General features: G+C 64.1%; 27 protein-coding genes. 25 read left to right on the top strand and 2 right to left on the bottom strand.

The window, feature by feature from the left end; genetic code table 11:
* Positions 1 to 74: 74 nt before the first annotated feature.
* The gene (locus tag ACFJI2_RS13025; RefSeq protein WP_107868697.1) at positions 75 to 446 is read right to left on the bottom strand and encodes a VOC family protein; all 372 of its coding nucleotides are present in this window, start codon (positions 444 to 446) and stop codon (positions 75 to 77) included.
* A 114-nt stretch (positions 447 to 560) separates the two neighbouring features.
* Between ACFJI2_RS13025 and ACFJI2_RS13020 the strand changes: the two genes are divergently transcribed.
* The 14 genes from ACFJI2_RS13020 (at position 561) to ACFJI2_RS12955 (ending at position 11373) form a co-directional block, all read left to right on the top strand.
* Positions 561 to 1520, top strand: coding sequence for an MBL fold metallo-hydrolase (locus ACFJI2_RS13020; RefSeq protein ID WP_377705398.1), 960 nt, complete (start codon positions 561 to 563; stop codon positions 1518 to 1520).
* 27 nt (positions 1521 to 1547) lie between these two features.
* The gene (locus ACFJI2_RS13015) at positions 1548 to 1961 is read left to right on the top strand and encodes a DsrE family protein (RefSeq protein ID WP_377705829.1); all 414 of its coding nucleotides are present in this window, start codon (positions 1548 to 1550) and stop codon (positions 1959 to 1961) included.
* Positions 1962 to 1995: 34 nt separating this feature from the next.
* A complete protein-coding gene (locus ACFJI2_RS13010; RefSeq protein WP_377705397.1) occupies positions 1996 to 2367 on the top strand; it encodes an ArsR/SmtB family transcription factor in 372 nt (123 codons plus the stop codon).
* Positions 2368 to 2473: 106 nt separating this feature from the next.
* Complete coding sequence (gene soxC, locus ACFJI2_RS13005) at positions 2474 to 3826, top strand: sulfite dehydrogenase (RefSeq protein WP_377705396.1); 1353 nt, start codon at positions 2474 to 2476, stop codon at positions 3824 to 3826.
* Positions 3810 to 4970 (top strand): c-type cytochrome, encoded by a 1161-nt coding sequence (locus ACFJI2_RS13000; protein ID WP_377705395.1) that lies wholly within the window; start codon positions 3810 to 3812, stop codon positions 4968 to 4970. The genes soxC and ACFJI2_RS13000 overlap by 17 nt, the downstream gene beginning before the upstream one ends.
* 44 nt (positions 4971 to 5014) lie before the next feature.
* On the top strand, positions 5015 to 5476 hold the full coding sequence (gene soxY, locus ACFJI2_RS12995) for a thiosulfate oxidation carrier protein SoxY (protein ID WP_132132048.1): 462 nt from the start codon (positions 5015 to 5017) through the stop codon (positions 5474 to 5476).
* Positions 5477 to 5500: 24 nt separating this feature from the next.
* Positions 5501 to 5812: a thiosulfate oxidation carrier complex protein SoxZ gene (gene soxZ / locus ACFJI2_RS12990; protein ID WP_107868704.1), complete on the top strand. Its 312-nt coding sequence runs from the start codon at positions 5501 to 5503 to the stop codon at positions 5810 to 5812.
* Between the two features lie 61 nt (positions 5813 to 5873).
* Positions 5874 to 6680 carry a sulfur oxidation c-type cytochrome SoxA gene (gene soxA, locus ACFJI2_RS12985; protein WP_132132050.1) on the top strand — a complete coding sequence of 269 codons (807 nt, stop codon included), beginning with the start codon at positions 5874 to 5876 and terminating at the stop codon, positions 6678 to 6680.
* Positions 6681 to 6690: 10 nt separating this feature from the next.
* Positions 6691 to 7314, top strand: a complete 624-nt coding sequence (gene soxX, locus ACFJI2_RS12980) for a sulfur oxidation c-type cytochrome SoxX (RefSeq protein WP_377705394.1) — start codon at positions 6691 to 6693, stop codon at positions 7312 to 7314.
* Between the two features lie 5 nt (positions 7315 to 7319).
* The gene (soxB, locus tag ACFJI2_RS12975) at positions 7320 to 9038 is read left to right on the top strand and encodes a thiosulfohydrolase SoxB (protein ID WP_377705393.1); all 1719 of its coding nucleotides are present in this window, start codon (positions 7320 to 7322) and stop codon (positions 9036 to 9038) included.
* Positions 9035 to 9598 carry a TlpA family protein disulfide reductase gene (locus tag ACFJI2_RS12970; RefSeq protein ID WP_377705392.1) on the top strand — a complete coding sequence of 188 codons (564 nt, stop codon included), beginning with the start codon at positions 9035 to 9037 and terminating at the stop codon, positions 9596 to 9598. Before soxB ends, ACFJI2_RS12970 begins: the two co-directional genes overlap by 4 nt.
* Positions 9595 to 10236 (top strand): thioredoxin family protein, encoded by a 642-nt coding sequence (locus tag ACFJI2_RS12965; RefSeq protein ID WP_377705391.1) that lies wholly within the window; start codon positions 9595 to 9597, stop codon positions 10234 to 10236. Before ACFJI2_RS12970 ends, ACFJI2_RS12965 begins: the two co-directional genes overlap by 4 nt.
* Complete coding sequence (locus tag ACFJI2_RS12960) at positions 10233 to 10733, top strand: heme-binding protein (RefSeq protein WP_377705390.1); 501 nt, start codon at positions 10233 to 10235, stop codon at positions 10731 to 10733. Before ACFJI2_RS12965 ends, ACFJI2_RS12960 begins: the two co-directional genes overlap by 4 nt.
* A gap of 97 nt (positions 10734 to 10830) precedes the next feature.
* A complete protein-coding gene (locus ACFJI2_RS12955; protein ID WP_107979299.1) occupies positions 10831 to 11373 on the top strand; it encodes a DUF302 domain-containing protein in 543 nt (180 codons plus the stop codon).
* On the opposite strand, the gene ACFJI2_RS12950 is transcribed toward ACFJI2_RS12955, so the two are convergent.
* Complete coding sequence (locus ACFJI2_RS12950; protein WP_132375450.1) at positions 11374 to 11739, bottom strand: hypothetical protein; 366 nt, start codon at positions 11737 to 11739, stop codon at positions 11374 to 11376. It lies immediately after the preceding gene.
* Positions 11740 to 12008: 269 nt separating this feature from the next.
* Here ACFJI2_RS12950 and rpsB point away from each other — a divergent pair, with 269 nt between their 5' ends.
* From rpsB to lpxD, 11 genes are all read left to right on the top strand, one after another.
* The gene (gene rpsB, locus ACFJI2_RS12945) at positions 12009 to 12761 is read left to right on the top strand and encodes a 30S ribosomal protein S2 (RefSeq protein WP_132132062.1); all 753 of its coding nucleotides are present in this window, start codon (positions 12009 to 12011) and stop codon (positions 12759 to 12761) included.
* Between the two features lie 150 nt (positions 12762 to 12911).
* Positions 12912 to 13826 (top strand): translation elongation factor Ts, encoded by a 915-nt coding sequence (tsf, locus tag ACFJI2_RS12940; RefSeq protein WP_377705389.1) that lies wholly within the window; start codon positions 12912 to 12914, stop codon positions 13824 to 13826.
* A 165-nt stretch (positions 13827 to 13991) separates the two neighbouring features.
* On the top strand, positions 13992 to 14708 hold the full coding sequence (gene pyrH, locus ACFJI2_RS12935) for a UMP kinase (protein ID WP_107868713.1): 717 nt from the start codon (positions 13992 to 13994) through the stop codon (positions 14706 to 14708).
* Between the two features lie 51 nt (positions 14709 to 14759).
* On the top strand, positions 14760 to 15320 hold the full coding sequence (gene frr / locus ACFJI2_RS12930; protein WP_107868714.1) for a ribosome recycling factor: 561 nt from the start codon (positions 14760 to 14762) through the stop codon (positions 15318 to 15320).
* Positions 15321 to 15405: 85 nt separating this feature from the next.
* The gene (gene uppS / locus ACFJI2_RS12925; protein WP_107868715.1) at positions 15406 to 16158 is read left to right on the top strand and encodes a polyprenyl diphosphate synthase; all 753 of its coding nucleotides are present in this window, start codon (positions 15406 to 15408) and stop codon (positions 16156 to 16158) included.
* Positions 16158 to 16991 (top strand): phosphatidate cytidylyltransferase, encoded by an 834-nt coding sequence (locus ACFJI2_RS12920; protein ID WP_377705387.1) that lies wholly within the window; start codon positions 16158 to 16160, stop codon positions 16989 to 16991. The genes uppS and ACFJI2_RS12920 overlap by 1 nt, the downstream gene beginning before the upstream one ends.
* An 8-nt stretch (positions 16992 to 16999) precedes the next feature.
* Positions 17000 to 18184: a 1-deoxy-D-xylulose-5-phosphate reductoisomerase gene (gene ispC / locus ACFJI2_RS12915; RefSeq protein ID WP_377705386.1), complete on the top strand. Its 1185-nt coding sequence runs from the start codon at positions 17000 to 17002 to the stop codon at positions 18182 to 18184.
* On the top strand, positions 18181 to 19527 hold the full coding sequence (gene rseP / locus ACFJI2_RS12910) for an RIP metalloprotease RseP (RefSeq protein WP_377705385.1): 1347 nt from the start codon (positions 18181 to 18183) through the stop codon (positions 19525 to 19527). The genes ispC and rseP overlap by 4 nt, the downstream gene beginning before the upstream one ends.
* A 43-nt stretch (positions 19528 to 19570) precedes the next feature.
* On the top strand, positions 19571 to 21901 hold the full coding sequence (gene bamA / locus ACFJI2_RS12905; RefSeq protein WP_377705384.1) for an outer membrane protein assembly factor BamA: 2331 nt from the start codon (positions 19571 to 19573) through the stop codon (positions 21899 to 21901).
* A 30-nt stretch (positions 21902 to 21931) separates the two neighbouring features.
* The gene (locus tag ACFJI2_RS12900) at positions 21932 to 22462 is read left to right on the top strand and encodes an OmpH family outer membrane protein (RefSeq protein ID WP_082616125.1); all 531 of its coding nucleotides are present in this window, start codon (positions 21932 to 21934) and stop codon (positions 22460 to 22462) included.
* 28 nt (positions 22463 to 22490) lie between these two features.
* On the top strand, positions 22491 to 23531 hold the full coding sequence (gene lpxD / locus ACFJI2_RS12895) for a UDP-3-O-(3-hydroxymyristoyl)glucosamine N-acyltransferase (RefSeq protein ID WP_377705383.1): 1041 nt from the start codon (positions 22491 to 22493) through the stop codon (positions 23529 to 23531).
* The last annotated feature ends 1 nt before the right edge of the window (position 23532 follow it).

The following is a 23532-nucleotide window of genomic DNA, read 5'->3' as shown; positions in this document are numbered from 1 at the left end:
TGTCAGGATAGCATCTCTCTTGCGCTGGAAAATGCGTAGATTCTCACTCAGAACAGCTTGGGCAGGCCGGCCTGTTATACGTGTTGATCAAGGAAGACCGGGTTGCCGTCGGGGTCCATCAGGATGGCGTAGGCGGGGCCGGTGGTGGTGGTGTCGGCTTCGGCGGTCAGGGTCACGCCTTGGGACTTGAGATGGCGCTGGATGTCGCGGATGTCGGTGAACTCGGCCAGGGGCTGGGCGTTCTGGTCCCAGCCGGGGTTGAAGGTGAGCGTGTTCTTGTCGAGCATGCCCTGGAACAGGCCGATGATGTGGTCGCCGTTCTTGAGGATGATCCACTTGTTGGCCAGGTCGCCGCCGAAGGGCTGGAAGCCGAGCTTTTCGTAGAACGCCACCGATGCTGCAATGTCCTTGACTGCCAGGCTGATCGAGAATGCGCCGAGGTTCATGCCGTCTCCAGAAGTGTGGTTCGGATGATAATACTACAGCGTTGCCTCGCAGACATGGCCGGAAGCTGCCGCTTGTGGCAAGATGGTCATCTTCCAATTTGAGAGTTTAGTCATATGCGCATATATGTTTTCGCGCTGGCCATGGCGCTGATGGTGCTGCGCTGCGCACAGGCCGCAGCGCCGACCATCGAGCTGACGCCGGTGCAGGTCGCGCCGCAGGTGTATTACTTCCAGGGCCAGGCCGGCATGGCGAGCGCGCAGAACAGGGGATTCATGTCGAACTCCGGCTTCGTCGTCACGCGCGAAGGCGTGGTGGTGTTCGACGCGCTGGCCACGCCGGTGCTGGGCGCAGCCATGGTGAAAGCCATCGCGCGCGTGACCGCGCAGCCGGTGCGCCGGGTGGTGGTGAGCCACTATCACGCAGACCACTTCTACGGCCTGCAGGCGTTCAAGCAGCAGGGCGCGGAGATCTGGGCGCACAGTGCGGGCAAGGCCACGCTGGCTTCGGACTTCACGCAGACACGGCTGGCCGAGCGCCGCACCTCGCTGGCACCGTGGGTGGACGACGCGACGCGCCTGCTGCCTGCGGACCGCTGGCTAGAGTTCGGCAAGGACAAGACCATCAGGTTTGAACTGGGCGGCACGCATTTCACGCTGCTCGACGTGGGCGGCGCGCATTCGCCGGAGGACGTGATGCTGTACGTGGAGGAACCGCAGGTGCTGTTCGCGGGCGACCTGTTCTTCACCGGCCGCATCCCCTTCGTGGGCGACGCGGACAGCAAAGCATGGCTGCAGGCACTGGCGCGCTTTCCCGCCGGGCCGAAAGTGGTGATCCCGGGCCACGGCCCTGCGTCCACCAATCCGCAGGCCGACCTGGCGCTCACGACCAGCTATTTGCTCTACCTGCGCGAGCAAATGGGCAAGGCGGTGGCGGACATGCAGACCTTCGACGAAGCCTACCAGGGTGTGGACTGGAGCCGCTTTGCACAGTATCCTGCATTCAAGGACGCCAACCGCATCAACGCTTACGGCACTTACCTGCTGCTTGAGCGCGAGAGCCTGGGCAAACAATAAAACCAATTCGAGGAGAATCACATGAAGCTGCTGCGCGCATTTGTGGCTGTACTGTTTGCGATGTTCGCCGCCACCGGCATGGCCGCCGCGCCGATCAAGGTGGTCTACCACATCAGCAATAGCGACGTGGCCACCGGCGCGTTGAACAATATCCGCAACCACCTCAACGCCAGTCCGTCCGCCAAGATCGTGGTGGTGACGCATGGCGCCGGCATCGATTTCCTGCTCGATGGCGCGAAGAACACCAACGGCAATCCCTACGACATCCCGGTGCAGGAGCTGGCTGACCGCGGCGTGGAATTCCGCGTCTGCCAAAACACGCTCGACGCGCGCAAGCTCGACAAGTCCAAGCTGCTGCCGGAGGCGAAGACCGTGCCGTCCGGCGTGGCCGAAGTGGCGCGGCTGCAAGCGGAGGAGGGCTTCGTCTACCTGAAGCCTTGATATAATTGATCTCCCTACCGTTGACGAGAATTCCGTGGATAACCGCTTAAGCAAAGAGCAGATGGCCGAACTGTTCGAGGAAGTATCGAACGTCTTCTTCTTGCTGTCCGAACCCACGCGCCTGAAAATCCTGCACAGCCTGTGCCAGGGGGAGCGCGCCGTGAACGAGATCGTGGCCGAGATCGAGGCCAGCCAGGCCAACGTGTCGCGCCAGATCAATATGCTGTACCGCGCCAAGATCCTGGCCCGCCGCAAGGAGGGCACGCAGGTCTACTACCGCATCGACGATCCGGCCACGCTGGGCATTTGCCAGAGCGTGTGCGCGCGCGTGAGCGCAGACATTCTGGCCCGCAGCGGCACCCGGCCCGACGCGCAGTCCGCCTTCGAGGCCGCCGCTGCCGCGTGATGTCCTGTTCCGTGTTTTTTTGCCACATCACGAAATTTCATATCGCAAATATGCGTGATTAGTCATATACTCCAGTTTAAGTTGCAAACAAGAACGAGGAGACGGCATGGCCGGCGAAGCACCGAAGAGCGGGCGCATCCTGCGCGCCCCTGAGAATTTCGTGGATAGCCAGCTGGCGCTGGATATCACCAGCAAAGGCTTGAACGACCAGCGGCGCAGCTTCCTGCGCAAGAGCTTCCTGGCTGCCGGCGCGGCCATGGCCAGCGGCCCGGCATTCAGCCAGGCGGCAGCTGGCGGCGATCCCGCCATCCTGAAACTGCCGGAGCATTCCACGTCGCTGGGCAAGCCGGTGGCGACCAATCCTTACGGCATGCCGTCGCGCTTTGAAAGCGCGCTGCAGCGGCGCGAGTCGCCGGGCCTGACGCGCGTGAATGCGGCCTCGGTGTCGTTCACGCCGCTGCAAAGCCTGTTCGGCATCATCACCCCCAGCGGCCTGCATTTCGAGCGCCACCATCAAGGCTGGCACGACATCGACCCGAGCCAGCACCGCCTGATGGTGAATGGCCTGGTGCGCCAGCAGAAGGTCTACACGATGGACGACCTGATGCGCCTGCCGTCGGTATCGCGCATGCACTTCATCGAGTGCGGCGCCAACACCGCCATGGAATGGGGCAATGTGGCCGTGCCGTCGGTGCAGTATTCGCACGGCATGCTGAGCTGCAGCGAGTTCACCGGCGTGCCGCTGTCCGTGCTGCTGGAGGACTGCGGCTACGACAAGAAGACCGCCCGCTTCGTGCTGGCCGAAGGCGCGGACGGCTCCGGCATGACGCGCACCATTTCGATCGAGCGCGCGCTGGACGACGTGATCGTGGCCTGGGCCATGAACGGCGAGATGCTGCGGCCCGAGAACGGCTATCCGCTGCGCCTGGTGGTGCCGGGCGTGCAGGGCGTGTCGTGGGTGAAGTGGCTGCGCCGCATCGAAGTGGGCGACCAGCCGTACGCCACCAAGGACGAGGCGATTCACTACGTCGATGCCATGCCGGATGGGATGTACCGCCAGTACACCTCCATCCAGGAATGCAAATCCGTCATCACCACGCCGTCGGCCGGCCAGCGCCTGCTGGATACGGGCTTCTACAACATCACCGGCCTGGCCTGGTCCGGACGGGGCAAGATCAAGCGCGTGGACGTCTCCGCCGACGGCGGCCGTAACTGGCGCACCGCGCGCCTGGAGTCGCCCGTGCTGTCGAAGTGCCTGACGCGCTTCAATATCGACTGGACCTGGGACGGCGCGCCGGCGGTGCTGCAGTCGCGCGCCATCGACGAAACCGGCTACGTGCAGCCGAAGATCAACGAGTTACGTGCTGTACGCGGCACGCGCTCCATTTATCACAACAACGCCATCCAGTCGTGGCAAGTGGCAGCGTCCGGGGAGGTGTCGAATGTCCAGGTTTATTAAAGCCGCCGTGGCGCTGCTGTGCGCCGCCGCATCGTGCACGCTGCTGGCCGCGCCGCCGTACGCCAACGTGGGCCGCGCCGCCACGCCGCAGGAAGTGGCCGCGTGGGACATCGACGTGCGGCCGGACTTCAAGGGCTTGCCCAAGGGCTCGGGCAGCGTGGTCAAGGGCATGGAGGTATGGGAGGGCAAATGCGCTTCGTGCCACGGCACGTTTGGCGAGTCCAACGAAGTGTTTACGCCGATAGTCGGCGGCACGACCAGGGAAGATGTCAAGTCCGGCCGCGTGGCGTCGCTACGGGACAACAAGCAACCGCAGCGCACCACCATGATGAAGGTGGCCACGGTGTCCACACTGTGGGACTATATCAACCGCGCCATGCCGTGGACCGCGCCCAAGAGCCTGACCACGGAGGAAGTGTACGCGGTGACCGCGTACATCCTGAACATGGCCGAAGTGCTGCCGGATGATTTTGTGCTGTCGGACCAGAATATCGCCGAGGTGCAGGGCCGCATGCCGAACCGGAACGGCATGACCCAGGCGCACGGCATGTGGGATGCGAAGGGCAAGCCGGACGTGCGCAGCACCGCTTGCATGACTAACTGCGGCGACGTTAAGCTGCGTTCGGAGCTGCCTGCGGCGGCGCGCAATGTGCACGGCGATCTGTCGGCGCAGAACCGCAGCTTCGGCGCGGTGCGCGGGGTCGATACCACCAAGCCGGCTTCGCAGCTGGCGCTGGCGGCGAAAGCGTCCGTGCCGGGCATGTCGGCGGCCAGCGTGGCCACGGCGGCGCCGGCGGGAGCGGCCGGCGGGCAGCCTGCGTCGGCAGCGGCGGCAGCGGCGGCAGCAGCGGCAGCAGCGGCACCGGCGCCTGGCGTGGCCAAGGCGGCTCCCGGCGGCATGGCGCTGGCCAAGCAGAACGCATGCCTGGCTTGCCACGGCGTCGGCAACAAGATCGTCGGCCCGGCGCTGCGCGACATCGCGGCGAAGTACAAGGGCGACGCGGCGGCGGCCCAGCGCCTGGCCGCCAAAGTGAAGTCAGGCAGCTCCGGCGCCTGGGGACCCGTGCCGATGCCGGCCCAGTCCCACCTGAAGGACGAAGACATTGCAGCGATGGTCGGCTGGATACTGGACGGCGCCAAATAGGCGGCATCCGCGACACAGCCGGATTAACACAAGTGGAGACAACTATGAATCAGAATCGACGGGATGCCCTGCGCATCGGTTCCATCCTCGGCCTGGCGATCACCGCCGGCCTGCTCAAGCCGAGCGACGTGTTCGCCGCCGACTGGCAGGCCAATGTGTTCGACGCCAAGTCGCTGGAAGCAGCGCTGAAAGCCATGGGCGGCGACACCTTCACCACCAGCAAGGACGTGGCCGTGACCGGCCCGGACATCGCCGAAAACGGCGCGGTGGTGCCGGTGTCGGTGTCGAGCAGCGTGCCGAACACCGAAATGATCGCCATCCTGGTGGAAAAGAACCCGAACCCGCTGTCGGCCAGCTTCAATATTCCGGCCGGCACCGAGCCTGCCGTGAGTACCCGCGTGAAGATGGGCGGCACCTCGAACGTGCACGCGCTGGTCAAGGCCGATGGCAAGTGGTACGTCGCCAGCAAGGAAATCAAGGTCACCCTCGGCGGCTGCGGCGGCTGATTAACCAGAATAAGGAAGAACATCATGGGCAATCCAATGCGCATCCGCGCCAACGCCACCGGCGACACCGTTGAAGTCAAAGTCCTGATCCGCCACGACATGGAAACCGGCCAGCGCAAGGACGCGTCCGGCCAGGCCGTGCCGGCGCACTTCATCCAGACCCTGGTGGCCACCTGCAAGGACAAGGTAGTACTGGACGCGCAGTTCGGCACCTCGGTCTCGAAAGACCCCTTCCTGTCCTTCAAGTTCAAGGGCGGCGCCAAGGGCGACAAAGTCACCGTCAAATGGACCGACAACAAGGGCGACAGCCGCACCGACGAAGTCGTTGTCGCGTAAAGTCAGCAACACCCGGCAGCAAGTGGCGCAGACCACCCACCTGATAAGAAATGGAGATGTGATGAAACGTACGAGCTCCTACCTGATGGCCGCCCTGGCCGTGTCCGCGCTGGGCACGGCATTGGCGCAGACATCGGCCACCGATGAAATCGCGAAGTACCGGCAGCTGCTGGCCGACGGCAATCCCGCCGAGCTGTGGGAAATGCGCGGCGAAGAGCTGTGGAAGAAGAAGGACGGCCCGCGCGAGGCCACGCTGGAGCAGTGCGACCTGGGCAAAGGACCCGGCGTGCTGAAAGGCGCCTACGTCGAGCTGCCGCGTTATTTCAAGGACGTGAACAAGGTGATGGACCTGGAGCAGCGCCTGATCCATTGCCGCACCACCTTGCAGGGACTGACGCTGGAGCAGGCCACCAAGACGCCGTTCGGCTCCACGGCCAACCAGTCGGACATCGAAGCGATGGTGTCCTATATCACGGCGCAGTCCAAGGGCATGAAGATGGCGGTCTCCACGCGCCACCCGCAGGAGAAGGCGGCCTACGAAATCGGCAAGCAGATGTTCTTCTACCGAGGCGGCGCGCACGATTTCGCCTGCGCCACCTGCCACTCGGCGAACGGCCAGCGCATCCGCCTGCAGGAGCTGCCGAACATCCTGAACAAGAGTAACGCGCAGGCGGCCTACACCACCTGGCCGGCGTACCGCGTGTCGCAGGGCGAAGTGCGCACCATGCAGCACCGTCTGAATGACTGCTTCCGCCAGCAGCGCTTCCCGGAGCCGGTGTACGGCTCGGACCTGATCACCGCGCTGACCATGTTCCTGGCCAAGAACGCCGAAGGCGGCACCTACAACGCACCGGCGCTGAAGCGCTAAGGAGAACCGCATGAAATACAGCGTATTGATGTTGGCCTCCGCCGCGGCCTTCGGCCTGGCCGCGCAGCCGTCGCTGGCGGCGGATTATGCGAAGCAGACGCAGGAACTGATGAAGGCGGACTTCCGCTCGAAAGGCCCGGCCACGGTGGAAGGCGTGCTGCAGCAGGACGAGGCGCAGAAACTGTGCAGCGCCTACCCGACGCCGGAAAAGCGTCCGAAAAAACTGGCCGCCAAGCTGGAAGCCGAGCAGCTCAAGCTGGTGAAGTATCCGTCCGACGGCCAGTACATGGGCCGCTGGCAGGAAGGCGAGAAAATCGCCCAGAACGGACGCGGCATGCAGTCGTCCGACAAGGCCGGTGCGCCGAACGGCGGCAACTGCTACGCCTGCCACCAGCTCAGCAAGGCTGAAATCTCGTTCGGGAACATCGGCCCGTCGCTGTACCAGTACGGCAAGCTGCGCGGCGACAGCGAGGCGATCTTGAAATATACCTGGGCCAAGCTGTATAACTCGCAGGCTTTCAGCGCCTGCTCCAATATGCCGCGCTTCGGCCACAAGGGCATCCTTGACGAGCAGCAGCTGAAGGACGTGATGGCGCTGCTGCTGGACCCGGCTTCTCCGGTCAACAAGGACTGAGTTCCATGAGTTTGAATCGACGCGAATTTATCCAGGTGCTGGGCATTGCCGCCGCCGGCGGCATGGCGCTCAATTCACGGGGCGCGCTGGCCGCGCAGTCGGCGGACGCGCTGTATTCCCTGCCGCGCTTTGGCAATGTGCACTTCCTGCACTTCACCGACTGCCACGCGCAGCTCAAGCCGGTGTACTTCCGCGAACCCAGCGTGAACATCGGCCTGGGCGAAGCGGAGGGCAGGATGCCGCACCTGGTGGGGGACCATCTGCTGCGCGCATCCGGCCTCAAGCCGAATACGCCGCAGGCCTATGCTTTCAGCAGCCTCAATTTCGAGCGCGCCGCAGCCACCTACGGCAAGGTGGGCGGCTTCGCGCACCTGGCCACGCTGGTCAAGCGCATGAAGGCGTCGCGCCCCGGTGCCTTGCTGCTGGACGGCGGCGACACCTGGCAGGGCTCGGCCACGGCCTTGTGGACCAAGGGCCAGGACATGGTCGATGCCTGCCTGGCGCTGGGCGTGGGTGTGATGACCGCGCACTGGGAAATGACGCTGGGCGACAAGCGGGTGCAGGAGATCGTCGACAAGGACTTCAAGGGCAAGGTCGACTTCGTGGCGCAGAACATCAAGACCAACGACTTTGGCGACCAGGTGTTCAGTCCGTACACGATGAAGGAGATGAACGGCGTGCAGGTGGCGGTGATAGGCCAAGCCTTCCCGTACACGCCCATCGCCAACCCGCGCCACTTCATCCCCGACTGGAGCTTCGGCATCCAGGAGGAGAATATGCAGAAGACCGTGGACGAGGCGCGCGCCAAGGGCGCCAAGGTGGTGGTGGTGCTGTCGCACAACGGCATGGACGTCGATTTGAAGATGGCTTCGCGCGTGCGCGGCATCGACGCCATCATGGGTGGGCATACGCACGACGGCATGCCGGCGCCGGTCATCGTCCGCAACGGCGGCGGCAAGACGCTGGTCACCAACGCGGGCAGCAACAGCAAGTTCCTTGGCGTGCTGGACTTCGACGTGCGCGGCGGGCAAGTGCAGGGCTTCCAGTACCGGCTGCTGCCGGTGTTCTCCAACCTGCTGCCGGCGGATAAGGAGATGGATGCGCTCATTACCCGCATCCGCGCGCCGTACGAGGGCAAGCTGAATGAGCGTCTGGCCATGACCGAAGGCACGCTGTACCGGCGCGGCAATTTCAACGGCAGCTTCGACCAGTTGATCGTGGATGCGCTGATGGACGTGAAGCAGGCCGAGATCGCGTTCTCGCCGGGCTTCCGCTGGGGCACGTCGCTGCTGCCGAACAGTCCTATCCTGATGGAGCACCTGATGGACCAGACGGCCACCACTTATTCGCACACCACGGTGTCCGAGCTGAGCGGCGCCACCATCAAGACCATCATGGAGGACGTGGCCGACAATCTGTTCAACCCGGACCCGTACTACCAGCAGGGCGGCGACATGGTGAGGGTAGGGGGCATGACCTACGCCATCGACCCCAAAGCCAAGATGGGGGCGCGTATCCAGGACATGCGCCTGAACGGCAAGCCGATCGACGCCGACAAGGTGTACAAGGTTGCGGGCTGGGCGCCGGTGGCCGAGGGCGCCAGCGGCGAGCCGGTGTGGGACGTGGTGGGGACGTGGCTGCGCAGCCAGAAGACGGTCAAGCCGCGCAAGCTGAACGCGCCGCGCCTGATCGGCGTGCAGGGCAATCCGGGCATATTGGCATGATGCGCACGGCGCTGGCAGGGCTCGCGGCGGGGCTGCTGGCGGTGGTGCCATGCGCTGCCAGTGCTGCCGGCGCCGCCGTGGCCGGGAGCTCCGGCGCTGCATCCGCCCCCTCGACGGGCCACGCAGCTGCTGCGTCCTCGTCCGCTCCGCGCCTGCCGGGCTTCAGGGCGCTGGACGGCAAGGCGATTTCTCCGGCGCGGCTAGCGGGCAAGACCACCGTGGTGGCCTTCTTCTCCAGCACCTGCCCGTTCTGCATGAACGAGGCGCCCAAGCTGCAAAAGCTCTACAGCGACAACCGGCAGGTGCTCAGCGTGGTCTCGGTCAACATCGAGGCCGGCGACCCGGCGCAAGCCGCCAAGGCCGCCGCGTGGGTGCGGAAATACGGCCTGACGCATCCCGTCACGCTGGACTACCGCGCCTTCGAAGCGGTGCTTGGAACGCCCAAAGGCATCCCGGCTCTCTACGTGTTCGACCGCGATGGCAGGCTGGTTCGATCCGAAATCGGCGAAATGCTCGACGAAGACTTCGACGACATTGCCCGCGACGCCCGCAAGCCATGAAGAAAGCGCTGGCAGCCATCACGCTTGCCGGATGGGCGAGCTTCGCATGGCCTGCCGCGCGAGGCGACGCGGGGGCAACGCAAACCACGCAAGCCGCGCAACCCAGGCAAGCGGCCGATGCTGCAGCGCCCGTGCCGCTGGCAACCGACCTGCAACGCGACAGCCGCCAGGCCGCGCGGGCAGGCGAGCCGCTGATACTGTTCTTCACGCTGCCGGACTGCCGCTACTGCCATACCGTCCGCCATAGCTACCTCGCGCCACTGTTGCGCAGCCAGGGCGAAGGGCAGGGCGTCTACGTAATCCGCGAAGTGGAAGTCGGCGGCAGCCGCGCCGCGACTGGGCAGGACGGCGCCGCCACGACACACGGCGCGCTGGCAAAGCGCTTCGGCGTCCGCTTCGCCCCGACGGTGCTGTTTGTCGGCCCCGCCCGCGAAGCGCTCGCGCCGCCGCTGCTGGGCGGCGACACCGCCGGCATGTACGGCGCCTACCTCGACGCCCGCCTTGCCATCGCCCGCCAAGCCGCCGCCACCCGCGCCGCCGCCACCGCCGCCACCGCCGCCACCGCCACCCGCGCCGCCACCGCCGGCGCCGCGCCGGCAGATCTTACTGCATCCGCTCACGAAAGGACCACCCGATGAAGAACGCCCTTGCTGGCTTGCTGGCCGCCGCCATGCTGACGTCCCATCCGGCCGCGTCGGCCGCAGACGCCAGTTACGCCATCCGCCTGATGACGCCCGAAACCGCCCTGAAAGCCGCATCGGCCGCGCTGGCTGCCTGCCGCGCCGGCGGCTTCCAGGTGGCGGTCGCCGTGGTGGACCGCAGCGGACAAATCCAGGTAGTCCTGCGCGACCGCTTCGCCGGCGCCCACACGCCCGATACGGCCGTCAACAAAGCCTGGACCGCCGCCAGCTTCAAGATGAACACCACCGAACTGGCCAAGGCTACGCAATCCGGCACGCCCTCCAGCGGTATCCGCGCCATCCCCCGCGTGGCGGCCATCGGCGGCGGCCTGCTCATCGAAGCGGCGGGTGCCCCCTACGGCGCCATCGGCATCTCCGGCGCCCCGTCCGGCGACCAGGACGACAAATGCGCCCGCGCCGGCCTGGACGCCATCCTGGACGACCTGAACATGTAATCATCGCTGGCGCCTGCACAGCGCCACCTCGCAGCCCTTGCGCAGTTCGTGCCGAGCCACTATCCTCGCGGTTTGCCAGCCAGATAGAGGCGCGACCATGCGCAGCACCCTCCGAATCCATGCCATCGCCCTGGCGGCCGCCTGCTGCCTGACCTCGGCCGCCTGCACCACGGCTGGCGCGGTGCGCCCTGAGCCGGCCGCGCAGCCCGCAGGGCAGGGCAAGCCCAGCGCCGCGCTGATATGGGCGCGCAAGGTCCAGCCTGGCGTCACCGTGACGGAAATCGAGGAAGCCTTCGCCAGCGTCGCCGCGGAAGACAATATCCGCGCAGTGGGCGAGCTGCCGCTGTCGAAGGAACTGGAACTGCGCTCGAACAAGCCCGAGAAATTCCTCAAGGTCTATTCCTATTGCGACCCCGGCGCCGCCCGCACCATGGTGGACTTCAACCCCGGCATGGCCGCGCTGCTGCCATGCCGCATTTCCGTAGTCGAACAGGAAGACGGCTTGTGGATCTACACCATGAACATGGATATGTTGATTAACATGCAAGGCGAACTGCCGCCCCATGTCGCCGACACCGTGCGCCGCGTGCGCGCCACCATCGTCAAGATGCTGGACCGCGCCGCCAGCGGCGAGTTTTGATCAGGACAAGCGGCCGAAGGTCAGGAACAGCCACGCCGCCGTGATGACGACCATGCCGGAAATGGTGACGCAGGACCAGGTGAAGAACCAGGCCGACAGCAGGGTCGCCTGCAGCGCGCGCTCGAACAGGAAGCCGAGCGCGAAATCGAACGCCGCCACTACCGACCAGCGCCGCAAGTAGACCGGCAGATAGCGGCTCATGATGCGGTTGTGCTGCAGCGCCGCATGGCGCTCAAACAGGTCGCGCGCCGCGCTCACGTCCCGGAACAGCCAGTCAAAGAACATGAAACGGTAAAGCAGGGTCCGGAACGGCATGGTTGGGACTGGATTTTCCTGCAAGTCGGTTTGTGGTGCGTCCTGGCTCATGAGCGCTCCAAATGGGATGCTGTTTTGCCCATCATACGCCTGCCACGCAACAGCGCGCGCGCGTAATTGCACTCTACACAAGCTCCAGGGCCCCAAACCCGTCGCCGGACTTGCCTAAAACCGGGTTTTCAGAGTAGAATTTCGGGTTGCTTGAATTCGGTTTTGAGCAATGTAGCAAATCCTTAAATTTTTTAAACGCGAATCCGGTCGCCAAGGGTGCCTGTCACAGGGTGACTGATCGGATTCCAGACCCAAACCCTGGAGCTAATATGTCCGTAACTATGCGTGAAATGCTGGAAGCCGGTGTCCACTTCGGTCACCAAACCCGTTTCTGGAACCCAAAGATGGCTCCGTTCATCTTCGGCCACCGCAACAAAATCCACATCATCAACCTGGAAAAAACCATGGGCATGTACCAGGAGGCGATGAAGCACGTTCGCCAACTGGCATCGAACCGTGGCACCATCCTGATGGTGGGCACCAAGCGTCAAGCGCGCGAAATCATCGCTGCTGAAGCGCAACGTGCTGGCGTTCCTTACGTTGACCAGCGTTGGCTGGGCGGCATGCTGACCAACTTCAAAACGATCAAGACCTCGATCAAGCGCCTGAAAGACATGGAAGCGCAAGTCGAAGACGGTTCCGTTGAGAAGCTGTCGAAGAAAGAAGCGCTGATGTTCCAACGCGAGATGGTCAAGCTGCAAAAGTCCATCGGCGGTATCAAGGAAATGGGCGGCGTTCCTGACGCAATCTTCGTCGTGGACGTTGGCTACCACAAAGGCGCCATCACCGAAGCCGCTAAGCTGGGCATCCCAGTGATCGGCGTGGTCGATACCAACCACTCCCCAGAAGGCGTAACCTACGTCATTCCAGGCAACGACGACTCCTCGAAAGCGATCACGCTGTACGCTCGCGGTGTAGCCGACGCCATCATCGAAGGCCGCGCCAATTCGGCCGCCGACGTGCTGGAAACGATCAAGACCGCCGCTGGCGACGAGTTCGTAGAAGTCAGCGAACAAGCCTAATTGACTGCCTGCCGCAAGGCGGGCTTTCAAGCAGCAAATCAGCAGTTTAAAAGGGGTGGCTTCAGCTCCCCCTTTTTTTTAACGACAGCGTATGGGCGTGCGGGCTTGCGAGCCACCCCATACCACTCACCGAACACACAGGAGAATTACATGGCAGCTATTACTGCAGCGATGGTAGGCGAACTGCGCGCGAAAACCGACGCGCCTATGATGGAATGCAAAAAAGCGCTGACCGAAGCCGGCGGCGACATGGACAAAGCGGAAGAACTGCTGCGCGTTAAGCTGGGCGGCAAGGCTTCCAAGGCTTCCTCGCGCATCACCGCCGAAGGCGTGGTGGCAACCTACATCGCCAACGGCGTTGGCGCCCTGATCGAAGTCAACTCGGAAACCGACTTCGTTGCCAAGAACGACGACTTCCTGAACCTGGCCAACACCGCCGCCCGCCTGGTTGCCGAAAACAACCCGGCCAATGTGGAAGCCCTGCTGGCCCTGCCAGCCGGCGAAGGCAAGACCCTGGACGAAGTGCGTACCGCCCTGATCGGCAAGATCGGCGAAAACATGTCGATCCGCCGCTTCCAGCGTTTCGAAACCACCGCCAAGCTGGCCTCGTACCTGCACGGCACCCGCATCGGCGTGATGGTGGAGTTCGAAGGCGCGGACGACCAGGTTGGCAAGGACGTGGCCATGCACATCGCCGCCATGAAGCCAGTGTCGCTGTCGGCTGACCAGGTGCCTGCCGAACTGATCGAAAAAGAGCGCTCGGTAGCCCAGGCCAAGGCCGACGAAGACGCAGCCCAGGCTGCCGCTGCCGGCAAGCCAGCCCAGTCGCCAGAGATCGTTGCAAAACGCCTGGAAGGCTCCGTGCAGAAGTTCCTGAAAGAAGTGTCCCTGCTGAACCAGGCCTTCGTGAAGAACGACAAGCAGACCATCGAAGCGATGCTGAAAGCAAACAACGCAACCGTGAAAGCATTCACGATGTACGTGGTTGGCGAAGGCATCGAGAAAAAGGTAGACGATTTCGCTGCTGAAGTTGCAGCGCAAATGGCTGCCTCCAAAGGCGCATAATTAAAAGCGGGCCGCAAGGCCCGTTTTTTTAAGCCCAAGCCACTTGCTTGTTGCCAGTTTGCAAGCGAGTGGTGCAGTACGCGGCGGTACGAGTATCATTATGCATCGCATAAACTTGCCTCCGCAGCCTCACCCGAATAAAACCCAACTAAGGAGCCCCAGCTCATGTCAAAACCAGCCTACAAGCGCGTCCTCCTCAAATTGTCCGGTGAAGCCCTGATGGGCGACGATGCCTACGGCATCAACCGTGGCACCATCGAGCGCATGGTGGCCGATGTGGCCGAGGTAGCGAAAATGGGCGTGGAACTGGCAGTAGTGATCGGCGGCGGCAACATCTTCCGCGGCGTGGCGCCCGGCGCCCAGGGCATGGACCGCGCCACCGCGGACTACATGGGCATGCTGGCCACCGTGATGAACGCGCTGGCCCTGGCCGACGCCATGAAGCACGCCGGCGTGACCGCGCGCGTGATGTCGGCCATCGGCATCGACCAAGTGGTCGAGCCCTATGTGCGCCCGAAAGCGCTGCAATACCTGGAAGAGGGCAAGGTGGTCGTGTTCGCCGCAGGCACCGGCAACCCCTTCTTCACCACCGACACGGCCGCCGCCCTGCGCGGCTCGGAAGTCAGCGCGGAAATCGTGCTGAAAGCCACCAAGGTGGACGGCGTGTACACCGCCGACCCGAAAAAAGACCCGAACGCGACCCTGTTCCAGTCGATCACGTTCGACGAAGCCATCGCCAAGCACCTGCAAGTGATGGATGCGACCGCATTCGCACTGTGCCGCGACCAGAAACTGCCGATCAAAGTGTTCTCCATCACCAAGCCCGGCGCGCTGATGCGCGTGATTATGGGCGAGGATGAGGGTACACTGGTTCACGTTTGATTATTTACCAAGATACTTCAAGATACTTTTCAAGATATACAGGAGCACAGCATGTCCGTAGCTGACGTTAAAAAGAACGCGCAAGACCGCATGGCCAAGTCGATCGAGACCCTGAAGGGCGATCTGGCCAAGGTCCGTACCGGCCGCGCCCACACCGGCATCCTCGACCACGTGATGGTGGAGTACTATGGCAACCCGACCCCGCTGAGCCAGGTGGCCAACCTGACCCTGGTCGATGCCCGCACCATCGGCGTGACGCCGTTCGAGAAGAAGATGGGCGCCACCATCGAGAAAGCCATCCGCGACGCCGACCTGGGCCTGAACCCGTCGTCGCAGGGCGACCAGATCCGCGTGCCGACCCCGGCCCTGACCGAAGAGCGCCGCAAGGAGATGGTCAAGCTGGTCAAGAGCGAAGGCGAAGACGCCAAGATCGCGGTGCGCAACATCCGCCGCGACGCCAACGAATCGCTGAAGAAGCTGGTCAAGGACAAGGCGATCTCGGAAGACGACGAGCGCCGCGGTTCGGACGACATCCAGAAGCTGACCGACAAGGCCATCGTCGACATCGACAAGCTGCTGGTGGAAAAAGAGAAGGAAGTGCTGACCGTTTAAGGTCCAGCGCGTTTCTGGTATAAGGGACGGGCCGCACCAGGCGGCCTGTCCCCATTATGGCGACACCTTTTTGGCTTTAGAGTTCATGAAATATTCGAGTTCGACGACTGCGGTTCCGGATGCGCCCAAGGTGCCTCGCCACGTTGCCATCATCATGGACGGCAATGGACGCTGGGCGACCAAGCGCTTCCTGCCGCGGGTCGCCGGCCACGTCAAAGGCGTGGAAGCGGTGCGCAAGGTGGTGGAGGGCTGCGCGCTGCGCGGCGTGGAATACGTCACGCTGTTCGCCTTCAGTTCCGAGAACTGGCGCCGCCCGGAAGAGGAAGTGTCGCTGCTGATGCGCCTGTTCGTCACGGCGCTCGAGCGCGAAGTGTCCAAGCTGCACGCCAATAACATCCGCCTCAAGGTGGTGGGCGACCTGAGCCGCTTCGACGAGAAGCTGCGCGGCATGATCGCCGCCGCCGAGCGCAAGACCGCCAACAACACCCGCCTGACCGTCACCATCTGCGCCAACTACGGCGGCCGCTGGGACATCATGCAGGCGGTCGGCAAGATGGTGGCGGCCCACCCGGGCGCGACCGACTTCAGCGAAGAACAGCTGGCGCCGCACCTGGCCATGGCCTACGCGCCCGAGCCGGACCTGTTCATCCGCACCGGCGGGGAAGAGCGCATCTCGAACTTCCTGCTGTGGCAGCTGGCGTATACCGAACTGTTCTTTACCGACACCTACTGGCCCGATTTCACCATCGAGAGCCTGGACGCGGCCATCGCGTCTTACCAGAACCGGGAACGCCGCTTCGGCCGCACCGGCGACCAACTGGCTGAGAAGACCACCTGATGCTCAAAACCCGGATTATCACCGCTGTCGCCCTGCTGGCGGTCCTGCTGCCCGTGCTGTTCTTCAACTACTACCCGGCCGTGGCCTTGGTGGTGCTGGCCTTCTTCGGCGCGGCGGTCTGGGAAAGCTTCCGGCTGTTCAAGATGGGGCGCCCGCTGCTGGCGGCCGTGGTCTGGGCCGCCGCCTTCGGCTACACCTTCTTGCTGCACGGCCTGAGCGGCCCGATCACCTTCTGGCTCGCGCTCGGCTTCGCCATCTGGCTGCTGCGCTTCACGCCCACGCTGTACACCGGCCTGCCGCCGGCCGAAGGCATGGGCAACACTATGCTCAGCCTGGTGTACCCGATCACGCTGGTGAGCTGCTTCGTGGCCATCCTGGCGCTGTACCTGAAGTCGCCGCTGTTCCTCATTTCCGTCATGGCCCTGGTGTGGATTGCCGACATCGGCGCCTATTTCAGCGGCAAGGCCTTCGGCAAGCGCAAGCTGGCGCCCACCATTTCGCCGGGCAAGTCCTGGGAAGGCGCCATCGGCGGCTGCATCGCCGTGGTGCTGCTGTCGGCCGTGAGCGTATTGCTGGCGCCGTCCGTGCCCTGGCTGCAGGACACCTTCGTGGTGAGCCTGCAGGCCAAGCGCGGCTGGGGCCTGACCATCGTTATCCTGGTTGTCATCTGCGCCTTCAGCGTGATCGGCGACCTGTTTGAATCCATGCTCAAGCGCCGCGCCGGCTTCAAGGACAGCAGCAACCTGCTGCCCGGCCACGGCGGCGTGCTGGACCGTATTGACGCCCTGGTGCCGGTGCTGCCGCTGGCCGCCCTGATCGCAGGCTGGGCATAAGGAGTACCATGCAACGCATTACCATACTCGGCGCCACCGGCTCCATCGGCGTCTCCACGCTGGATGTGCTGGCGCGCCACCCGGACCGCTATTCGGTCTACGCCCTGAGCGCGCATAGCCGCGTGGAAGAACTGGCCGCGCAGTGCGCGCAGTTCAAACCGGCGCGCGCCGTGGTCGGCAGCGCCGCCGCCGCCGCCCAGCTGCAGGCGCTGCTGCAGGCCCAGGGCCTGCGCACCGAAGTGGAATACGGCGAAGAGGCGCTGTGCGCCATCGCCAGCGCCGCTGACACCGATACCGTGATGGCCGCCATCGTCGGCGCCGCCGGCCTGGCGCCCACGCTGGCCGCCGCGCGCGCCGGCAAGAAGGTGCTGCTGGCGAACAAGGAAGCGCTGGTCATGTCCGGCCAGCTGTTCATGGACGCGGTGCACGAGAGCGGGGCGGTGCTGCTGCCCATCGACAGCGAGCACAACGCCATCTTCCAGTGCCTGCCGCAGCACTACAGCCGCGTGCCGGGCGCCTCCGGCGTGACCAAGATCCTGCTGACCGCGTCCGGCGGCCCCTTCCTCAAGCGCGCCGTCGATACGCTCGACAGCGTGACCCCGGACGAGGCCTGCAAGCACCCGAAATGGTCGATGGGCCGCAAGATCTCGGTCGACTCGGCCACCATGATGAACAAGGGCCTGGAAGTGATCGAGGCGCACTGGCTGTTCGGCGCCAGCGCCGGGCAGATCGAAGTGGTGATCCATCCGCAGTCGGTGGTGCACTCCATGGTGTCCTACAACGACGGCTCGGTGCTGGCCGAATTGGGCAACCCGGACATGCGCACCCCGATCGCGCACGCGCTGGCCTACCCGGAGCGCATCGCCTCCGGCGTGGCCCAGCTGGACCTGGCGCAGGTGGGCACCCTGCAGTTCGAGCGTCCCGATTTCGTGCAGTTCCCCTGCCTGGCGCTGGCGTTTGAGGCGCTGAAGGCGGGCGGCACCGCGCCGGCGCTGCTGAACGCGGCCAACGAGGTGGCGGTGGCCGCCTTCCTCGACAGCCGCATCGGCTTCCGCCAGATCGACCGCGTCATCGCCAGGGTGATGGACGAACTGCCGCACGGCGCCGCCGCCAGCATCGCGGCCGTGATGGAGCAGGACGGCCTGGCCCGCGCCGCCGCCGAACGCATGATTGCCGGCTTGCGCACACCATGAATCTGCTCACGACCCTGCTGGCTTTCGCGGTCGCGCTGGGATCGCTGATCATTTTCCATGAGCTGGGCCACTACTGGGTGGCGCGCTGGTGCGGCGTGAAGGTGCTGCGCTTCTCGGTCGGCATGGGCAAGGTGGTATGGTCGCGCCGTATCGGCCCGGACCAGACCGAGTGGGCCGTGTCGGCGCTGCCGCTGGGCGGCTACGTCAAGATGCTGGACGCGCGCGAGACCGACATCGGCCTGCTGTCCGACGCGGACAAGGCGCGCGAGTTCACGCGCCAGAATGTGTGGAAGCGCATCGCCATCGTGGCGGCCGGCCCGATCGCCAACTTCCTGCTGGCCATTGTCCTGTTCGCCGGCCTGTACATGGCCGGCATCGCCGAGCCTTCCTCTAAAATCGCGCCGCCCGCCGCCGACACCGCCGCTTTCGCGGCCGGCCTGAAAGGCGGCGACATCGTCACGTCCGTCAACGGCGAGCGCGTGCGCGTCTGGTCCGACCTGCGCTGGGCCGTGATCCAGAGCGCCATCGACAAGCACGGCATGCAGCTGGAAGTGGACCGTCCCGGCAGCGGGCGCCACACGCTGAGCATCCCGGCCAGCGCCATGGCCGGCATGGACCTGGAGTCCGACGTGGCCGGCAAGCTGGGCTTCGGCCTGGCCCGTCCGCCCGCGCTGCTGGGCGAGATCATGAAGGGCAGCGCCGCCGAACGCGCCGGCCTGCGCAGCGGCGACCTGATCGAAGCGGTCGACGGCAAGCCGGTGGAAGACTGGATCGCCTTCCTCGCCATCGTGCGCGGCTCGAACGGCAGAATCCTGCAGTTGCAGGGCTTGCGCGGCGGCCAGCACTTCGAGCTGAGCGTGACGCCGGACGTGGAGCGTAAAGGATCTGTAACAGTCAGTAAGATCGGCGCTTACGCCGGACAGGGGCCGGATATGATCGAAGTGACCGCCGGGCCGGTGGAAGCGGTGGGCAAGGGCGCCGTCAAGGTGTGGGACACCAGCGTGCTGACCCTGAAAATGATAGGGAAAATGGTGGTCGGCGAGGTCTCGTGGAAGAACGTGACCGGCCCTATCACCATAGCGGATTATGCCGGGCAGACCGCGCGGATCGGCGTTGCCAGCTACCTGAGCTTCATCGCCTTTATCAGCATCAGTCTCGGGGTGATGAATTTGCTACCGATTCCCGTTCTTGATGGTGGACTTTTACTGTATTATTCGCTGGAAGTTTTAACCGGGCGTCCGGTGCCGGAGCGTTTTGGCGAGATAGCGCAGCGCCTGGGCGTTGGTCTGCTGGTGACTTTAATGGCACTCGCGGTATTCAACGACGTGGTGCGCCTGCTTTAATGAGTTTATGTAGTTCTGTGATTTGAGCCATTGAATACCACCAATGAAATTATATTCTGACCGTATTGCCTTGCCTTCCTTTCGCCGCAGCCTGATCGGCGCCGCCGCCCTGGCTCTCTGCTCCGGCAGTGCGTTCGCCATCAACCCATTCGTCGTCAAGGACATCCGTGTCGAAGGCATCCAGCGTACGGAGGCCGGCACGGTCTTCAGCTACCTGCCGGTGCGCGTGGGCGAGACCTTCGACGACAAGAAGAGCGTGGCCGCCATCAAAGGCCTGTACGGTTCGGGTATTTTCAAGGACGTGCGCCTGGAGCAGGACGGCGACGTGCTGGTGGTGATCGTCGAGGAACGTCCCGCGATCGCCAAGGTGGACTTCACCGGCACCAAGGAATTTGAAAAAGACATGCTGGTCAAGGCGCTGAAGGACATCGGCGTGGGCGAGACCAAGACCTTCGACAAGGCATCGGTGGACCGCGCCGAGCAGGAATTGAAGCGCCAGTACCTGTCGCGCGGCCTGTACGGCGTGAAGGTCACCACCACGGTCACGCCGATCGAGCGTAACCGCGTGAACATCGTGTTCGCGGTGGACGAGGGCGAGATCGCCAAGATCAAGCAGATCAACCTGGTGGGCAACAAGGCCTTCTCGGACAAGGAACTGCGCGAGAACCTGGCGCTCAACACCGGCGGCTGGTTCAGCTGGTACACCAAGGCCAACCAGTACTCCAAGACCAAGCTGACCGGCGACCTGGAGTCGCTCAAGTCCTTCTACCTGAACCGCGGCTACATCGAGATGCAGGTCGAATCGACCCAGGTGTCGATCACCCCGGACAAGAAGGACATCTACATCACCATCAACATCAGCGAAGGCGAGAAGTACAAGGTCGCCGACTACAAGTTTGAAGGCGAGATGTTCGGCCGCGAGGAAGAGCTGCGCCAGCTGGTGCTGCTGCGCAAGGGCGAAGTGTATTCGGGCGAGCGCCTGACCGCCACCAACAAGCTGATCACCGACCGCCTTGGCACCTTCGGCTACGCCTTCGCCAACGTGAACGTGGACCCGCAGATCGACCGCGAGAAGCGCGAAGTGAGCTTCACCTTCCTGATCGACCCGGGCAAGCGCGCCTACGTGCGCCACATGAACATCGCCGGCAACACCAGCACGCGCGACGAAGTGATCCGCCGCGAGTTCCGCCAGTTCGAATCGTCCTGGTACGACGCCAACAAGATCAAGCTGACCCGCGACCGCGTGGACCGCCTGGGCTACTTCAAGGACGTGACCATCGACACGCCGGAAGCGCAAGGCACCTCGGACCAGGTGGACGTGCAGCTGACCGTGGTCGAGAAACCGACCGGTAACTTCCAGATCGGCGGCGCGTTCTCGCAGGCCGAGAAGTTCACCTTCTCGGCGTCGATCCAGCAGGCCAACTTCGCCGGCTCGGGCAACACCGTCGGCATCAACCTGAACACCAGCAAGTACAGCCGCACCATCGAGTTCTCGAACACCAATCCGTACTACACGGATGATGGCGTGAGCCGCTCGTTCGACCTGTACCTGCGCACGCTGAACCCGCCCGCGCTGAACATCGGCTCCTACACCATCAAACAGCACGGCGGCCGTATCAGCTGGGGCGTGCCGTTCTCCGAAGTGGACACCGTGTTCTTCGGCGCCGGCCTGGAGCGCTCGTCCATCACCACCGACGAGACCAGCCCGATCCGCTACCAGGACTACGTGCGCGACATTACCGGCAGCCCGACCGGCACCGCCAAGACCATCGCCGTGCCGCTGACCGCCGCCTGGGCGCGCGACAGCCGCGACAGCGCCCTGACCCCGACCATCGGCCAATACCAGCGCATCAACCTGGAACTGGACGTGGTGGGCGAGTCGAAGTACTTCCGCGCCGTGTACGAGCACCAGCTGTTCAAGCCGCTGCACCCGAAAATCACGCTGGCCCTGAAGGGTGAGATCGACTACGGCCACGGCATCGGCGACAAGCCTTACCCGGTGTTCAAGAACTTCTACGGCGGCGGCATCGGTTCGGTGCGCGGCTACCTGAGCTCCTCGCTCGGTATCGTCGACACCCGCTACGGCGATGCGCTGGGCGGCGCCTCGCGCCTGATCGGTAATGCCGAACTGCAAATGCCGTTCCCGGGCTCCGGCCAGGACCGCAGTCTGCGCTGGTTCGGCTTCCTCGACGGCGGCCAGGTTTACCAGGAAGGCCAGAAGATGCGTCTGTCCGAGCTGCGCTTCTCCACCGGCCTGGGCGTAAACTGGATTTCCCCGGTCGGCCCGCTGAAGTTGAGTTATGCTAAGCCTTTGAACGCCAAACCTGGCGACCGCCTGGAACGTTTCCAGTTCCAGATGGGCAATGGTTTCTAAAGGGTTCTAACATTGATTCGGAGAAACACGTTGAAGACTGCTTCCGCTACCGCATCGGCTAAGGCCGCCAAGTATCTTGCCGTGCTTGCACTGGGCTTGAGTGCTTTGGGGCCGGCGCAAGCGCAGTCGTCCAAGATTGCGTGGCTCAGCACCGAGCGGATTTATAACGAGTCGCGCCTGGCCAAGCTGGCCGGCGACAAGCTGGCCGAGGAATTCAGGGCGCGCGAGAAAGCCATGCAGGACCTGGCCTCGCGCCTGAAGACCGCCTCCGAAAAGCTGGAAAAGGAACTGCCGGCACTGGGCGAAGCGGACCGCGTGAAGCGCCAGCGCGAGTACTTCGAACTGGACAAGGAATTCCAGCGCCGCCAGCGCGAGTTCCGCGAAGACCTGAACCAGCGCACCAACGAAGAGCGCGCCGTCATTTCCGACAAGGCCACCCTGATCATCAAGCAGCTGGCGCAGACCGAGGGCTTCGACATCGTGCTGCAGGACGCGGTATGGGCCAGCCCGCGCATCGACATCACCGACAAGGTGCTGGCGGCGCTCGACAAAAACAAATAGTCACACAGATATAGATTGGAACACCCCGATGGGCACTCGACTAGGAGAATTGGTCGAACGCTTGGGCGGGCAGCTGGTAGGCGATGCGGCACTGGAAGTGTCCGGCATCGCGCCACTGGCGGACGCCGGCGTTTCGCACATCAGCTTTCTCAGCAATAGCAAATTCCGGGCGCAGGCCGGCCAGAGCAAGGCCGCCGCGCTGATCGTCTCCGCACAGGACGACGAGACCGTGGCCGCGACCTACCAGGGCGCGCGCATCATCGTCAAAAACCCCTATGTGTACTTCGCCCGCGCGGCGCAATACTTCGAGTCGCTGACGGCCATCGTGCCGGAGCCGGGCATCCACGCCTCGGCCGCCGTGCACGCCACGGCTAAAGTGGACCCGACCGCGCATATCGGCCCCTTCGTCAGCATCGAAGCGGGCGCGGTGATCGGCCCGGGCGCCGTGATCGACCACGGCTGCTTCATCGGCCGCGACGCGCAAGTGGGCGAGGGCACGCACTTCTTCGCCAATGTGACCTTCCATGCGCGCTGCATCATCGGCAAGCGCGGCATCATCCATTCCGGCGCCGTGATCGGCACCGACGGCTTCGGCTTTGCCAACGAGGGCGGCGTCTACATCAAGATCCCGCAGACCGGCCGCGTGGTCATCGGCGACGACGTGGACATCGGCGCCAACACCACCGTGGACCGCGGCGCGCTGGCCGACACCATTATCGAAGACGGCGTGAAGCTGGACAACCAGATCCAGATCGGCCACAACTGCGTGATCGGCGCGCACACGGCGATGGCGGGCTGCGTCGGCGTGGCCGGCAGCGCCATCATCGGCAAGTACTGCACCTTCGGCGGCGCCGCCATGGTGCTGGGCCACCTGAAAATCGTGGACGGCGTGCACGTCTCGTCCGGCAGCATGGTATCGCGCTCGATACTGGAGCCGGGCCAGTACACCGGCTTCTATCCGTTGGCAAAAAACGCCGATTGGGAAAAATCGGCCGCCATTGTTCGCAATTTGCCGGGAATGCGCGATAAAATCCGCGCGCTGGAAAAAAACATTAAAACTAAAGAATAAT

It is taken from the genome of Pseudoduganella sp. UC29_71, from assembly GCF_042693265.1.
GTDB lineage: Bacteria > Pseudomonadota > Gammaproteobacteria > Burkholderiales > Burkholderiaceae_D > Rugamonas.
Note: the sequence above shows the minus strand (reverse complement) of the source record. Positions and strands in the feature narration are given on the sequence as shown.